Origin of the sequence: Bacillus sp. B19-2, assembly GCF_022832475.1 — a bacterium.
Lineage (GTDB): Bacteria > Bacillota > Bacilli > Bacillales > Bacillaceae > Bacillus > Bacillus paralicheniformis.
In genome coordinates this window covers 939,793-954,825 of sequence record NZ_JALHKQ010000002.1, presented here as the reverse complement: position 1 = coordinate 954,825, position 15,033 = coordinate 939,793, and the positions used below count along the sequence as shown (strand labels likewise).

Here is a 15,033-nt window from a genome sequence, read left to right as displayed (position 1 = left end):
TTCTCCCCGGACAAGGAATTCCCTTTTTTCACCTGGATACAGCTTCCTAATAAACTAAAAGACCTATAAATTGATCAAAATCAAGCAGATTTCTCCTCTTTTTCCGCTCTCTTTCGTTTTAATTTAATTATCTATCGATTATTTTAATTTAAAAAACGCACAGAATTGACACTTTTCTTCTACAATTGAACACATACAAACATGGGGGTGTTTTTGATGGAAGCAGCAAAAGATTTGAAACCGATTACAAATCACGGTCATAAAGAAAATAAAAATTTTTTCCAAAAGTTGATCAATTGGAAAATCGGCGTGATTCCGTTTCCGCTATACATTGCGCTTGCGCTGATTATTTTTCTGGCAGCTTACTTTAATGAATTGCCGAATGACATGCTTGGCGGTTTCGCGGTCATTATGATTCTCGGTATTTTTCTCGGGGATGTCGGACAGCGCATTCCGATTTTAAAAGATATCGGCGGACCTGCCATTCTTTCACTGTTTGTTCCTTCGTTTTTAGTCTTTTTCAAAGTGCTTAACCCTGCATCTATGGAAGCGGTTACGACTTTGATGAAAACGTCAAATTTTCTGTATTTCTACATTGCATGTTTAGTAGCAGGAAGTATTTTAGGGATGCATCGCACGGTTCTGATTCAAGGTTTTATGAGAATGTTCGTTCCGTTGTTGGCCGGGACGGTCGCAGCGGTTGCCGCCGGTATTCTCGTCGGTCTGTTGTTTGGCTACAGCCCTTATGAAGCTTTCTTCTTTATTATTGTACCGATTATTGCCGGAGGCATCGGCGAAGGAATCCTGCCGCTGTCACTCGCTTACTCGCAAATTTTGGGACAATCCACCGATGTATTCGTTTCACAGCTCATTCCGGCCGCTATTATCGGAAACGTCGTTGCCATCATCTCAGCCGGACTGATGAAAAAGCTTGGCGAAAAGCGTCCTGAACTGAACGGTAACGGCAGGCTCGTCAAATCGAAAAAAGACGATGAAATTTTCAACCAAAAAGAAGAGGAGCCGAAAATCGATTTAAAATTAATGGGTGCCGGCGTTTTAATCGCATGTTCCTTCTTCATTTTCGGCGGTTTGGTCTCCAAATTCATCGCGATTCCGGGAGCGATTCTGATGATCATCGCGGCGGCTGCCGTAAAATATGCAAAGCTTCTGCCTGCAAGCATGGAAAAAGGCGCACACCAGCTTTACAAATTCATGTCATCAAGCTTCACTTGGCCGCTGATGGTCGGGCTCGGGATTCTTTACATCCCGCTTGATGATGTGGCGTCCGTTATTTCCCTGCGCTTCATCGCCGTCTGCGCTTCAGTCGTCATTGCCATGGTGACATCAGGCTACTTTGTCGGCAAATTAATGAACATGTACCCTGTTGAATCAGCGATTGTCACTGGCTGTCACAGCGGTCTCGGCGGTACGGGGGACGTGGCCATTCTTTCGGCTTCAGGCCGGATGGGGCTGATGCCGTTTGCGCAAATCTCAACGCGTCTCGGCGGGGCAGCAACCGTCATTATGGCGACCGTTTTACTAAGGTTCTTCACCTCGTAAGGGCCGCATAAAAAAACAAAAAGGAGTCTGATCTATGCGATCGGATTCCTTTTTTGTTTTCAGCGTTTCTCAACTCTGATATATTCTCTCGGTTTAAAGGGAGCTCTTTCTTTTCCCGTTAAGGACTGATCTTCCGCTCCCGTCTGGAGCGGCGTGTAATCCCCGCGGTATTGAGGGCCTTCGTCCGTTCCTATCCCCGGAGTCTGTTCACGCGTCATTTCCCTGTTGATCATAAACGCTCCCGCAAAAAGCGAACAAAATAAACTTAAGCTGACAAAAGCTTTCCTTCTCATCTTTCATCACCTCAAATTCATCTTGTTCAAAAAAACTTTCCATTATACAAATGGCGCATTTTTTGTTAAAATTGTTTTCAGGTTCATAAGACCGCATAAACCGCAGTTAACATGAGATCATGCAGCCGATTAAAATTTGAGTTATAATTTGTCTAGGTCACCAGTTCTAAAAAAGTACATAACGTTTGAAAATTTTAGTATGGAACAGAATGTATTTATACATGCTACCTTAAGGGAGGTTCATATGACGGCTTTACATATTGCAATTTTATCGCCTTTTGCACTCGCCTTTTTGATTCCGCTATTGGCGAAAAACGTCAGAAAGATTCATACAGGCTGGTTTGTCCTGATTCTTCCTGTTCTATTATTTATTTATTTTTTCCGCATGATCAACATGACGGCGGATGGCGGAACATTAAAGGCTGTACTGGAATGGATTCCGTCCTTTGGCATTAACTTTACCGCATACGTTGACGGACTCGGATTGCTATTCGCCCTTCTGATTACAGGGATAGGGTCTTTGGTTGTCCTTTACAGCATCTATTATCTATCTAAAGAAAGAGAGCAGCTCGGACCGTTTTACGTTTATCTGCTCATGTTCATGGGGGCAATGCTCGGCGTTGTTCTCGTTGATAACGTCATTGTACTTTATTTATTTTGGGAATTGACCAGCATATCGTCTTTTTTGCTCATCGGCTATTGGTACAAGCGGGAAAAATCAAGATACGGCGCGACAAAATCGATGCTTATCACCATTTTCGGCGGTCTTTCCATGCTTGGAGGCTTCATTCTTCTTTACACAATTACGGGTTCATTCTCGATCAGAGAAATGATCAACCAAGTTGATTTAATTTCAGGGCACGGCTTTTTCATTCCGGCTCTCGTGCTGATTTTAATCGGAGCATTCACTAAATCGGCGCAGTTCCCTTTTTACATCTGGCTTCCGGACGCGATGGAAGCACCAACGCCTGTAAGTGCTTACCTGCACTCGGCCACGATGGTAAAAGCGGGGATCTATATCGTTGCAAGATTCACCCCTGTGTTCGCTTTTTCCGGGGAATGGTTTTGGATCGTGTCCCTCACGGGGATTGTCACGCTTTTCTGGGGTTCGTTCAACGCCGTCAAGCAGACTGATCTGAAATCGATACTTGCCTTTTCTACGGTCAGCCAGCTCGGAATGATCATGTCGATGCTCGGCGTCGGAGCCGCAGCTCTGCATTATCAAAATTTTGAATACTATATGGTTGCAGTAATCGCAGCCGTTTTTCACCTGATCAACCATGCGACATTCAAAGGCAGCCTGTTCATGGCGGTCGGAATCATCGATCATGAAACGGGCACGAGGGATATCCGCAAGCTCGGCGGTCTGATGACGATCATGCCGATTACGTTTACGATTACGCTGATCGGCGCGTTTTCAATGGCTGGTCTGCCGCCGTTCAACGGCTTTTTGAGCAAGGAAATGTTTTTCACCAGCATGCTCAGGATTACGAATTTTAATTTGTATAACGCCGATACATGGAGTTTTCTGCTTCCTGTTCTGGCTTGGATCGGAAGCGTGTTTACGTTCATTTACTGCATGGTTCTGCTGTTTAAAACGTTCGGGGGGAAATATCAGCCCGAAAAGCTTGAAAAACAAGCGCATGAGGCTCCAATCGGCATGCTGATTTCGCCGATTGTCCTTGTCTCTCTCGTGGTGATTTTTTTCTTTTTCCCGAACATTCTGTCATACAGCATCATTGAACCGGCTGCATCGGCGATTATGCCGACCCTTTTGGACGGGGACGAAAAATTCAAGGTTCATATTTACATGTGGCACGGCTTTTCACCTGAGCTCTATATGACAATCGGCGTCGTTGCGCTCGGGGTTCTCGCCTATTTGACCTTGTCAAAATGGCGGAAGGTCTACGGCCTCTTCCCGGAAAAACTGACGCTCAACAAACTGTACGACAGCTCGCTGTCAGGGCTTGAAAAAGGCTCCAACAAGATTACAAGAACGTATATGACCGGGTTTCTCCGCGATTATCTAATCTATGTTTTTGTCTTCTTTATCGTGATCATCGGCGGATCGCTCGCTGTTACCGGAGGCTTTTCCTACGATGTGAAAGGGAATGCTTCAATCGGCATCTATGAGCTTGTGCTGTCAGCCGTCATGATTGCCGCAACATTCACCACCGTTTTCGCAAGATCAAGACTGACGGCGATTATCGGGCTCGGCGTCATCGGCTACACACTCGCGCTGTTCTTCGTCATTTTCAGAGCGCCGGATCTCGCGCTGACGCAGCTGATCATCGAAACGATTTCAGTCGCATTGTTCCTGCTTTGCTTCTATCATTTGCCGAAGCTCAGATTCAAGCCGAAGTCGGCTAAGTTCAGGGTCACAAATGCGCTTGTCTCGGTCGGAGTCGGAACTGTTGTGACGCTGCTCGCACTTTCTGCAAACAGCCAGCGCTCGCTTGAAAGCATCGCATCGTATTTTATTGAAAACAGCTATAAACTTGCAGGCGGCCACAATATCGTCAACGTGATATTGGTCGACTTCAGGGGATTTGATACATTGTTTGAAATTACCGTACTTGTCATTGCCGCTTTAGGAATATACGGCATGATCAGGCTCAGATTGGGGAAAGGAGGGGAAGAGCATTGAAAAAGGTTCAGACGAATGATGTGATCCTGCAAACCGTTACAAAGATTGCATCCTTTATCATTCTGCTCTTTTCTTTCCATCTGTTTTTTGCCGGCCATAATAATCCGGGCGGCGGTTTTATCGGCGGATTGATGACGGCGTCTTCGCTCGTCCTTCTGCTGCTTGCCTATGATTTAAAAACGGTGCAGAACATTTTGCCCGTCAACTTTATCTATGTGGCGGCCATCGGCTTATTCATTTCAGTTTCCACCGGAATCGGCTCATTTTTATTCGGCGCTCAGTTTCTTTCCCACGCGTTTGATTACTTTAACCTTCCGCTCTTGGGGAAAACAGAGCTTGCCACCGCGGTATTGTTTGATATCGGGGTTTATCTCGTAGTGGTCGGCGTGACCATGACCATTATTCAGACGATTGGGGAGAGAGAATAATGGAGATTTTAATGTCTTTTATTGTAGGAATTTTGTTTATGGCGGCGACATATCTCTTGCTTTCAAAAAGCCTTCTGAGGGTGATTATCGGAACTGCCGTTCTCAGCCATGGCGTTCACCTGCTTTTGCTGACAATGGGAGGGTTAAAAAAAGGAGCGCCCCCCATTTTAAATGAAGAGTCGTCATCCTATGTCGACCCTCTCCCTCAGGCGTTGATTTTAACGGCGATCGTCATTGCTTTCGGGGTCACCTCGTTTCTCCTGGTCATGGCTTTCCGCGCCTACCAAGAGCTGAAAATGGATGATATGGATCAAATGAGGGGAAATGATCAACATGAATAATCTTGTAATTCTGCCAATACTGATTCCTTTAATGGCCGCAGTTCTGCTCATCTTTATGAACAAGTCGATCGTGCTGATGCGTGCATTCAGCGCCATATCTTCCATTGCGGCGATCGTTGCGGCCGCTGTTCTTGTGCAGACCGTCTATACGGACGGAATCCAGACCTTGTATCTCGGCGGGTGGAAGCCGCCGTTCGGGATCAGTCTTGTCGCTGATCAATTCGCCAGCCTTCTGGCGTTAACGACAGCCATTATCGGATTTCTGACGGTTCTTTATTCGTTTCGCTCCATCGGCGAAAAACGCGAGCGTTTCTTTTATTATCCCGCGGTCCAGTTTCTGCTTGCCGGAGTGAGCGGCGCATTCTTGACCGGGGACTTGTTTAACCTGTTTGTATTCTTTGAGGTTCTCCTGATGGCTTCGTATGTCCTGATCGTCATTGGCGGCACGAAGATCCAGCTGCGGGAATCTCTGAAGTACATCGTCTTTAACATTATCTCTTCCGCCCTCTTTGTCATCGGAGTCGCTTATTTATATGCGGTGACGGGCACATTAAACATGGCGGATTTGAGCGTTCGGATCAGTGAATCGGGCCAAACCGGACTGATCACGGTCATCGCTGTTTTATTTTTGATCGTCTTCGGTTTAAAAGGCGGGATTTTCCCGCTGTATTTCTGGATGCCTGGTTCTTATTATGCGCCGCCTGCCGCTGTGTCCGCACTGTTTGGCGCACTTCTGACCAAAGTCGGCCTGTACGCGATCACAAGGGTGTTTACATTAATTTTCACCCAAGACGCGGCTTTTACTCATCAATTAATGGTCTGGCTTGCGGCTCTTACGATCATCTTCGGTGTCATCGGCTCGATCGCCTACTGGGATGTTCAAAAAATCATTATCTACAATATTGTGACGGCGGTCGGTGTGATCTTGTTCGGTATCGCCGCCAATACGCCGGCTTCGATCGAAGGATCTGTCTACTATCTGATTCATGACATGATCATTAAAGGAGCGCTGTTTATGCTTGGCGGAGCGCTGTTTGCCCTGACAGGGACAAACAACCTGAAAAAAATAAGCGGCCTGATCAAAAACCACCCGGTGCTCGGCTGGATGTTTATGATTTCAGCCGTTTCATTGGCAGGGGTGCCTCCTTTCAGCGGATTCATCGGCAAGCTGAAAATTGCAGAGGGCGGCTTTCTAAGCGGTGAATTCGTGATTACGCTGCTGATGCTTTTATCCAGCCTGCTCGTCTTGTATTCCGTCATGAAAATATTTATCAACGGCTTCTGGGGTGATGAACAGGAAGATGCACCGGCCAAAAGACCGCTAAAAGGCTATATGTATCCGGCAGCGGTACTGCTCTTTCTGTCGCTTGCCATCGGACTCGGAACCGAGCTTATCGCACCGTATTTCCATCAGGCGGCTGATACGCTCGTCAACCCCGAAAAATATATTGAAGCCGTTTTGAAGGAGTAGATCGCATGGCATTACAAATATTGTTGAACTTTATTCTTGCGTTGTGCTGGATGTTTCTGAACAATGACTACACCGCTGCCGGGTTTGTCATCGGTTATGTGATCGGATTATTCTCGCTCTTTCTGATGAGGCGTTTTTTCCGCCGCCGCTTTTACTTGATTAACATTTGGGCGATCATTAAACTGCTGTTTATTTTTATTAAAGAGCTCGTTCTCGCAAACGTCAGCGTATTAAAGACGATCCTATCCCCAAGGTTAAAAAATAAGCCCGGCATATTCGCCTTCAAGACAGACCTTAAAGCGGACTGGGAAATCACGACATTGGCGAACCTGATTACGCTGACACCGGGCACATTGGTCGTCGATATCTCCGATGACCGTTCGATTCTTTATATTCATGCGGTCGATATCGATGATGCCGAGAAAGCCATCAGTGATATCCGCATTTCGTTTGAAGAGGCGATTAAGGAGGTAAGCCGCTGATGTTTGAATTTATTTTGCAATTGTCACTCGGCATTTTGGCTGTCTCCACTTTTCTGTATGTCCTGAGGGTCATTAAAGGGCCGAGCATCCCGGACAGAGTGGTGGCGCTTGATGCGATCGGCATCAACCTGATCGGAATTACGGCTCTCGTGTCCATCCTGTTAAATACGACAGCATATTTGGAAGTCATCCTCTTGATCGGTATTCTCGCCTTTATCGGCACCGTCGCATTTTCTAAATTCCTTGAGAAAGGAGAGATTATCGAAAATGATCGAAGCCGCTAAATTGCTTATCGCCGTTTTGATCCTTCTTGGCGCACTGATATCGTTAGCCGCTTCTTTTGGAACGCTGAGACTGCCTGACGTATACTCAAGAATCCACGCCGCTTCTAAAGGAGCGACATTGGGGATCATCAGCGTACTGCTCGGCGTATTCTTTTACTTCTGGTTTCTGCACGGCTTCATTACGGCCAAAGTGCTGCTCGGTATCGTCTTTGTATTTCTGACGTCTCCTGTAGGCGCCCACCTGATCGCAAGGGCCGCCTATAATACCGGCGTTAAAATGGAAAAGAAAAGCGTACAGGACGATTATGAAGGCTACAGAAATTTTCTGATTAAAAAGAAGGACGATTCCTATTTATAAAAAGAAAACTCGCCCTAAAAGGCGAGTTTTTTTTACGATGAAGGACGGCTGATGACCGCCATCGTACACCTGGACGTACAAATCAGGCTGTCTTGCTCATCGCGTATTTCAATTTGAAACACCATTGTTGATTTGCCTACATGCAGAGGCGTTGCGACTGCTTTAACCGTTCCGTCTTTCACCGATTTAATATGGTTGGCGTTGATCTCAAGCCCGAAGCATGCCTGCTCTTTTGGATCGATATGCTGATATGCCCCGATGCTCGCCACCGTTTCAGCAAGCGCAACGGACGCACCTCCATGCAGATAGCCGAAAGGCTGACGCGTTCTTTCATCGACAGGCATGACGGCAACACAGCGCTCTTTGCTGCATTCCTTCAACTCGATTCCCAACGCTTCAAGAAGTGTATGTTTCGTTTCCATCACAATCGTCCCTTCATCAAAGTACGCCTTCAGATTTCGCGATTAAAACAGCCTCTGTCCGTGATCCTACATTCAGTTTGCTGAATACGGAAGTCAGACTGTATTCGATCGACCGCTTGCTTAAATGAAGCGCATCAGCAATTTCCTGATTTGTATAGCCTTTTTCGACTTCTTTTAAGATCAGGCATTCCCTTTCAGTCAAAAGATCGTGCTGGGTCTGCTGGCTGTTTGACTTCGATTTTTGCTGTGTAATCAGCTGCTTGAAATAATCATAATCGACGACAATTTTATTATCCAGCACCTGGTATATGTACTCTATAATCTTTTCCTTCGATTCCGTTTTGCTGATGGCGCCGTGCATGCCGGAACGAATCGCCTCTTCAAAATAATCTTCGACTTCATAGCCTGTGTAAACGATAATTTTGCATGATGAACACGTCTCAAGGATTTTCTTAGATAGGTCCATGCCGTTGATTTCACCCAAATTTAAATCCATTAAGATCAGGTCATACGCAGAAAAATCATGCTTCTTGAGAAATTGTTCGCTGGCTTCAGGGCTGAGGCAATCGACAACAAAGTCCTGGTTCGTTTCAAGAATTGCCTTCGTCCCCTCCATGACAGCCGGATGATCATCGATCACAAGTAATCTTCTCATAATTTCCTCCCTTTTGCGTAACCTTGCCCTATCACCATTTTATAGAAAAAACTTGGCGGATGCCAAGCAAAAATGTTAACTAAACATTACAATTCCATTTCAATGGCGACCCTGAAGCCTTTCCCTTCTGCTGTCTGTATATCCAAACTGCCGTTCAGCGCGCGGACGCGCTCGCGAATGCCCGACAGCCCCATGCTTGCGCTGTTTTGATAAAGCTTGTCCGGATCAAAACCGATGCCGTCATCTTCATAATGAAGAACAACTTTTTCTTTTATGCAGACAAGCATAATCAAAACCTCATGAGCTTTCGAGTGTTTAACCGCATTGCTTAAAAGCTCCTGCACAATTCTGTACAAGTTCAGCTGCGTGTCCAGATCGAGCACCTTTGAGAATCTTTCCGTATTGAGGCGGATCTTATCGATCGATGAGGACTCCTGATGCTGCGCCGCCAGTTTCGAAAGGGCCTTGACCAGTCCGAGATCGTACAACAGCTGCGGCCTCAGCTCCTGACACGTTTCCCTTGTCGTCTGGATGACGGTGGACATTTGCTCATTCATATTGATGAGCCTTTGCCTGATTTGATTCGTACAGACTTTATCTTTTTCAAAATCAGCCACAAACATCTCGCTTTGATGCTTCAAGGAAATCATGTCCTGCAGCACAGAATCATGAAGATCACGGGCCAAATCGGATCTCTGCTTCTCTTCGATCGCAAACATCAATTTATTCAGCCACGCCGGATTCGGCCCTTCTTTTTTCACATGTTCCAGATGCTCCATCAGCTCGCCGATTTTCAAGACGTTTTCCAGGGAAACACTCGTATAAAACGCCAGCGTCTCAAGCCACGAAATCTCATCGCGCGTCAGCCTAGGCGTATTTAAAACCGACAAACACAGCATGACATAAGACGTCCCGCCCCGTTCACCGATCTTAATCAAAAATCCGCGGTCGACTTCGACGATTTTGCCGATGTCGGTGATAGCCCCAAAAGCTTCTTTTTCATAAGGCTTCCAAACTTGATCGTTTGCATTATTTTCAAGTAACCCTACGGTTCCATCACTCTTTAACTCCAGTACATAAGCCTGGCTGACAGGTAAAACATCAAGAATCGTTTGAGACAATTCCCTTAGCACTTGCGCTAGCGATGTCGAGCTCCGTATAAGTTGGGTAAACTTAAATACACTATCTTGGTAATTAAATTTTTCAGAAAACCTTTTTAAACGGAAACGAAAATCAAGAATTTCCTTGAGATAAAAAACACCTAGCATAATAAAATAGATAAATATAGTGTTTTTAACTGTATTTAGACTATTACTTAATTCTTGTGTTAAAGTAAATACACCTACAGCTGTCAAGCTTGGTAAAATGGCTAACAATCCATAGTATTTAAAACGTCCCAATAAGAATTCAATGTCATATATTTTGGTAGCAATAAATTGATAAACTAATGAGAAAGGAATAATCAACAAAAAGGGTACAACAAACATTGCCGGGAATATATAATCACCGATAAATACATATGGAATGACATAGAAAATTAAGAACGGAATAAACGCAACAAAATTTGTGATAACGAGTATCCTTAAAAAATAGGCTTGCTCTGAAGCTTTATTTTTTATTACACCATAAATGATAAGAGCAAAGGCTATAATGGTAACAACCAAGAAAGATACCAGGTTAAAGAGCTTAATGGAACTATAAGAAATCTGCAAATTATCACTGAAAATTTCCAATAGCAAATTCAATAAACCTACAGGGTATAGGAAAAGAAATATTTTATTATTGAAAAACTCTTTTCCTTTTTCCTTGAAATATTGATAAATATAGTGGAGATACAAAACAGGAACGAATTGAAAAGTTACCATTGTTATATAGATACTTAAACTATCTCCCTTTGCAGATCCCACAGAACAAGAATAAGCTGTTGATGTAACAAGCAGAAAAACAATTAAAATAAAAGCTGAAGCCGAATTTAATCTTTTGTTTGATTTTATTATGAAATAAACACAAAAAAGAGAAAGGAGATAAAACATCATTGGAATAATAAATAGAAATAGACTTTCATAACTCACCAATTCATATCCGGTCTCTACAAACCCTATCTCTCCATCTCTTTCAACGATCATCGATTTAACATCACTTAATTCATCAGCTAATTTCCCATCATCAGCCCTTAATTTTTCTACACTTTTACCATTTATCTCTAGAATAACATCCCCTTTTTTAAATCCTAGGGATTGAGCCAGTGACCCTTTTTCAATCTCGAATACTTGATATTCGTTTTTTTCATTAAATTGCATTGTCATTCCAAGGTAACTAGAATGCAGATTTACATAGATAATATAAGGAACCAAGGAGAGGCTTAGCAAAATAATAATTAAAGATAGTTTATTATAATTAACACGCATTAATTTTACATCCTTATAATAGATAGTTAAGGAAGAATTTTAAATCCAAAATCCTCCTCCACCCCAACTCTTACCTAATAATCTAATACTGTCAACCACTACTCCTGTTTTTTCTGGATCAATGCCTAATAAACAAACATCCCCATCAACAACTTTTTTTAATACTTCAGGATTTTCGACCAAAAAGTTCACAATATCTTGCATACATAGTCTCCTCTTTAATTGTTATTCAGCAGGGTAGACATCAAACGTTCTTTCTCCATATCCCCCAACTCCAGCTCCTCGATTCCCTTCTTAAATTTCTGAATAGCGAGCTGATTCATAACATACATATACTGAGTGACGCCTGCTGCTTTCAATTTCTCTTTATAGCATTTTATTTCTTTATCGGCGATTTTATCCTCAGTTTCAAATGTTTTTAATAAATCAATTGACGGCTGGTTAAATTTTCTTGACAAATATAAGTACGCAAGCGTCCGCTTTTTCTTGGCGATATCGCTTTTTGAATCATAAAAAAGTGCTTTATAATCATTTTCAATTTGTGAAGCAATGCCCAGCTGGTAGGCGTACTTTTCAACCGTCGGGTCAAAGTTGCCCGTGGCAAGCATCGCCCCCAGTACGCATGGAAGAGCCGTCAGCGCCCCGGATTTACGCTTGATCATGTCAAGGCACTCATCTTCAGTGGCAGGCCGGTTGCTGAGATCGTCATGCTGTCCCTGCATCGATTGAAGTATATATTCCATCAATTTTTCAAAAAACACCGGTTCTTTCGACACCGAACTGATCACTTTAATGCTTATTGTATAAAGCGCAGTCGCCGCATTCATTGCGACTGAACGGTTGATTTTCATCCATGGTTCATCGGGGCTGTCTTCATCCTCTAAATCATCGAATATATCAAACGCAAGAATCAAGAGTTCTATGCCTGCTCCAAGCGTTTCCGCCGCATCAGTGTCCGTGCCGCCGAAACTTTGGTAATGATAAAAAGCAAGCTCGCTGAAATGCAACTGGTCCTTTGCATCTAGAAAAGCGTGCAGCGTCCGATTTAAGTCCTCGTTGGGAATCTCAATGTCTATAAAATGATTCATTCTTTGCTTGATTTTACTGTGATCTAGACAAAAAAGCTTAGAGATGGTGCTCCCTCCTTTCTTAATATTTTACTAAATCAAATTCCCGATTGACAGAGCAATTTTTTTATTTAACAATTATATAATAATTTATCCTTTTTTTGGATTCGTTTGCACACAAAAAAAAGACTTGTCTGAAACAAGTCTTTTTACGAGGTTTTTAGATATGTGTACTTATCGTATTGATCAATGCTTTTGTTAATCTTGCGCAAGGAGTCCTTTGTTTCTCTGATTTCATTTTCAAGCCGCCAAAGCAGTTGTTTTAATTCTTCAATTTGTTGCTTTTCCACCGGTTCCACACTCCTTTTGGAAGATCAATCAATTTGTGTATAGTGAACGAGTCATAGGTATTTGATCTGTTAATACAAGTTTAAAGGGAATTGGTCTATTTTTCACCGAAAAGTTGCATATAAATTCATGCGTTACACCGCAAACTTCAAATAGACCATAACACCCATTTTACACGATTTGTGATTAGTTCACAATTCCTAATGAAACATAAAATTTTAGTTTGTTTTTCAAGGAATCAAATAAAGATCACTTATAAACCCCTTTAACATCACAAGTTCAGTTGTTTTTTGTTCGTTTTGCGACCTTGAGTCTAAAGTAATAACTAGCCGGGAATAGAAAAACTTGATTGTTCACGGAACGCAGATCGGGTATGCACCACCGAAAAACACGCAATAGACCGACACGCATTTCGGCCCTTTAAAAAAACCATCCCTTCGCCTTACACCGCAAAAACCGCAATTTGACCCGTAAAAATTGAAAAGAGGTGTTCATATTGCTTCCTTCTCATTGCTTTTGGATGTATCCATACCAACATGTCCACTGCCGGCAGGTCTATCCCGAAGTTGAAGCCAGCGCCTTTTCGCGTTCGGCAAAAGAAGCGGAGGGCTTGATGGCTGACGGACAAAGAATTTTAAGCCGGCTTTCAGCATCGCGTGCTTTAGCTCACCAAATCATGACGGCTGCCCAAAGCAACCAAAAAAATACCGTCCTTGCCCTGCTCAGGCAAACCGGCGTCCACAGCCAGCTTGATGCCTCTTTCGATCCCGACGGCATCCGCATCATACTCATCAGCCCTCGCAGCAGAATATTCCTGCTATTGCGTTGGTCTTAGCGCAAAAAAATTCCGGCCCCTAAAAAAGAGCCGGAATTTTTTATAAAAGTTTTTGACACCAATCAACGGCTTCAAGATAGCATTGATACGCTTCATCTTTTGTTAAGCCTTCTGTTTCTGGCGTGTTGTCTTCCCATTCGTTTCGTTCGATCGATTTTGCAAGCCGCAAGATTTTTCGATAATCGTTTTCTTTGCCGAGCAGTGCTTGTCCTACTTCGTCCGTCAGCGGCAGTTCGCTGATGACTTCCGCCAGTTCTTTGTGCAGCAGTGTATCGATAAATGAAAACATGCCTGTCAGCATATAAGAAGCCGGCTGAGGGCGATTCGTTTTTTTCGCCAGCAATTCGCAAAGCTTGGCGCGGATCAGCGAAATCTTGACGACTTCGTTCTTGCTGGAGTTTTGCTTTTTCGTTAAATCCTTAAATGAGAGGATGAAGATCCACCTTTTGATTTCTTTAAATCCGAGAAGCACGATAGCCTGGCGGATGCTTTTAATCTTTTGAATCGGCCGGTTGGCTGGAGAGTTCAACAGCTTCAGCAGCTGGTAGGAAAGCGACAAATCGCGTTCTATAATATTTGTGACGTTTTCAATATCAGGCTGATCTTCGCTTAATTCATGCAGCAGCTCATAATAAGCATGGAAATGATATGTAATGTCCTGACCGTCAATCACAGCGGGCTCGCTGAAGAAATAGCCTTGAAACAGTTGAAATCCGTCTTTTGCAGCCTGTTCATAATCCTTTCGCGTCTCCACTTTTTCAGCGAGGAACGTCAGACGGTGGTTCCGGCATGATCGAAGGATGCTCTGTCTTTCCTGCCGCGTCGTTTTGAAAAAATCGATCTTCAAAATATCAATGGATGCCAAAAGCTGATGGAGCAAGCCCCTCTCCACGCGATGTTTTAAACAAAAATCATCAAGGGCAATCGTGTAGCCGAGGCTTTTCAAATGTCTGCACCTTTCGATAAGCTCAGGGGTGATCGGCACATCTTCAAGGATTTCTACAACGAGCTGGTCCGGATCAAAATAAGTCGGCAGCCCTGATGCCAAAAGACCTTCGGTAAAATTCACGTAATACCTTTTGCCTTCTGTCAATTTATCGATTCCAATGTTTAAAAAGCTGTTAATCATCAATTCTGTTGTCGCTTGATCACCGTCAATACCGGAAAAAAAGTTTTTCTCGCTTTCTCTGTATAAAAGCTCGTATGCGACAACTTGTTCTTTTCTGTTGAATATTGGCTGTCTGGCAACGAATACCCTCATTCTTCTTCCCCCTAGCGACTGAGGTGCCTTCGCTTTTAAGTATATCAAATAAATGAGCAAATCCCGTCTGCTTAAAAAATCCGCCCAAATATTGAACTTAAATAAAAACAGATAATCCCCGAAGAAATTATCTGTTTCAATCCCCAGTTATATTAAAAACTATCGTTTACAGA

Annotated in this window: 17 protein-coding genes; 9 read left to right on the top strand and 8 right to left on the bottom strand. The window is 43.6% G+C overall.

Annotated features, from left to right (window positions below):
• Positions 1–216: 216 nt before the first annotated feature.
• Positions 217–1,560 carry a 2-hydroxycarboxylate transporter family protein gene (locus MST20_RS11970; protein ID WP_243942367.1) on the top strand — a complete coding sequence of 448 codons (1,344 nt, stop codon included), beginning with the start codon at positions 217–219 and terminating at the stop codon, positions 1,558–1,560.
• Between the two features lie 59 nt (positions 1,561–1,619).
• Here MST20_RS11970 and MST20_RS11965 read toward each other — a convergent pair whose 3' ends face one another.
• Positions 1,620–1,853 carry a hypothetical protein gene (locus MST20_RS11965; RefSeq protein ID WP_043929145.1) on the bottom strand — a complete coding sequence of 78 codons (234 nt, stop codon included), beginning with the start codon at positions 1,851–1,853 and terminating at the stop codon, positions 1,620–1,622.
• Positions 1,854–2,097: 244 nt separating this feature from the next.
• Between MST20_RS11965 and MST20_RS11960 the strand changes: the two genes are divergently transcribed.
• The 7 genes from MST20_RS11960 to mnhG are packed head-to-tail and all read left to right on the top strand — an operon-like array spanning position 2,098 to position 7,864.
• On the top strand, positions 2,098–4,500 hold the full coding sequence (locus tag MST20_RS11960) for a Na+/H+ antiporter subunit A (RefSeq protein ID WP_243942365.1): 2,403 nt from the start codon (positions 2,098–2,100) through the stop codon (positions 4,498–4,500).
• Complete coding sequence (locus tag MST20_RS11955) at positions 4,497–4,928, top strand: Na(+)/H(+) antiporter subunit B (RefSeq protein WP_043929147.1); 432 nt, start codon at positions 4,497–4,499, stop codon at positions 4,926–4,928. The genes MST20_RS11960 and MST20_RS11955 overlap by 4 nt, the downstream gene beginning before the upstream one ends.
• Complete coding sequence (locus tag MST20_RS11950) at positions 4,928–5,269, top strand: Na(+)/H(+) antiporter subunit C (protein ID WP_043929148.1); 342 nt, start codon at positions 4,928–4,930, stop codon at positions 5,267–5,269. Before MST20_RS11955 ends, MST20_RS11950 begins: the two co-directional genes overlap by 1 nt.
• Entirely contained in the window at positions 5,262–6,740 is a 1,479-nt protein-coding gene (locus tag MST20_RS11945; RefSeq protein ID WP_243942363.1) for a Na+/H+ antiporter subunit D, read from the top strand. The genes MST20_RS11950 and MST20_RS11945 overlap by 8 nt, the downstream gene beginning before the upstream one ends.
• Positions 6,741–6,745: 5 nt before the next feature.
• Positions 6,746–7,222 carry a Na+/H+ antiporter subunit E gene (locus MST20_RS11940; protein ID WP_243942361.1) on the top strand — a complete coding sequence of 159 codons (477 nt, stop codon included), beginning with the start codon at positions 6,746–6,748 and terminating at the stop codon, positions 7,220–7,222.
• Positions 7,222–7,506, top strand: a complete 285-nt coding sequence (locus MST20_RS11935) for a Na(+)/H(+) antiporter subunit F1 (protein WP_003184842.1) — start codon at positions 7,222–7,224, stop codon at positions 7,504–7,506. The genes MST20_RS11940 and MST20_RS11935 overlap by 1 nt, the downstream gene beginning before the upstream one ends.
• Complete coding sequence (mnhG, locus tag MST20_RS11930; protein WP_165427945.1) at positions 7,490–7,864, top strand: monovalent cation/H(+) antiporter subunit G; 375 nt, start codon at positions 7,490–7,492, stop codon at positions 7,862–7,864. The genes MST20_RS11935 and mnhG overlap by 17 nt, the downstream gene beginning before the upstream one ends.
• Before the next feature lie 32 nt (positions 7,865–7,896).
• Here the strand turns inward: mnhG and MST20_RS11925 are convergent, their stop codons facing one another.
• From MST20_RS11925 to degQ, 6 genes are all read right to left on the bottom strand, one after another.
• A complete protein-coding gene (locus tag MST20_RS11925; protein WP_009329508.1) occupies positions 7,897–8,286 on the bottom strand; it encodes a hotdog fold thioesterase in 390 nt (129 codons plus the stop codon).
• A gap of 16 nt (positions 8,287–8,302) precedes the next feature.
• Positions 8,303–8,941 (bottom strand): two-component system response regulator ComA, encoded by a 639-nt coding sequence (gene comA, locus MST20_RS11920; RefSeq protein ID WP_003184849.1) that lies wholly within the window; start codon positions 8,939–8,941, stop codon positions 8,303–8,305.
• An 86-nt stretch (positions 8,942–9,027) separates the two neighbouring features.
• Positions 9,028–11,349 (bottom strand): ATP-binding protein, encoded by a 2,322-nt coding sequence (locus tag MST20_RS11915; RefSeq protein ID WP_243942359.1) that lies wholly within the window; start codon positions 11,347–11,349, stop codon positions 9,028–9,030.
• A gap of 39 nt (positions 11,350–11,388) precedes the next feature.
• Positions 11,389–11,553: a competence pheromone ComX gene (comX, locus tag MST20_RS11910; RefSeq protein WP_243942357.1), complete on the bottom strand. Its 165-nt coding sequence runs from the start codon at positions 11,551–11,553 to the stop codon at positions 11,389–11,391.
• 14 nt (positions 11,554–11,567) lie between these two features.
• The gene (locus MST20_RS11905) at positions 11,568–12,437 is read right to left on the bottom strand and encodes a polyprenyl synthetase family protein (RefSeq protein WP_243942355.1); all 870 of its coding nucleotides are present in this window, start codon (positions 12,435–12,437) and stop codon (positions 11,568–11,570) included.
• Positions 12,438–12,625: 188 nt separating this feature from the next.
• Positions 12,626–12,766: a degradation enzyme regulation protein DegQ gene (degQ, locus tag MST20_RS11900; protein WP_003184860.1), complete on the bottom strand. Its 141-nt coding sequence runs from the start codon at positions 12,764–12,766 to the stop codon at positions 12,626–12,628.
• Between the two features lie 485 nt (positions 12,767–13,251).
• On the opposite strand from degQ, the gene MST20_RS11895 reads away from it, so the two are divergent.
• Complete coding sequence (locus MST20_RS11895; protein ID WP_243942353.1) at positions 13,252–13,599, top strand: YuzC family spore coat inner layer protein; 348 nt, start codon at positions 13,252–13,254, stop codon at positions 13,597–13,599.
• A 40-nt stretch (positions 13,600–13,639) separates the two neighbouring features.
• Here the strand turns inward: MST20_RS11895 and MST20_RS11890 are convergent, their stop codons facing one another.
• The gene (locus tag MST20_RS11890; RefSeq protein ID WP_243942351.1) at positions 13,640–14,860 is read right to left on the bottom strand and encodes an EAL and HDOD domain-containing protein; all 1,221 of its coding nucleotides are present in this window, start codon (positions 14,858–14,860) and stop codon (positions 13,640–13,642) included.
• Positions 14,861–15,033 lie beyond the last annotated feature (173 nt).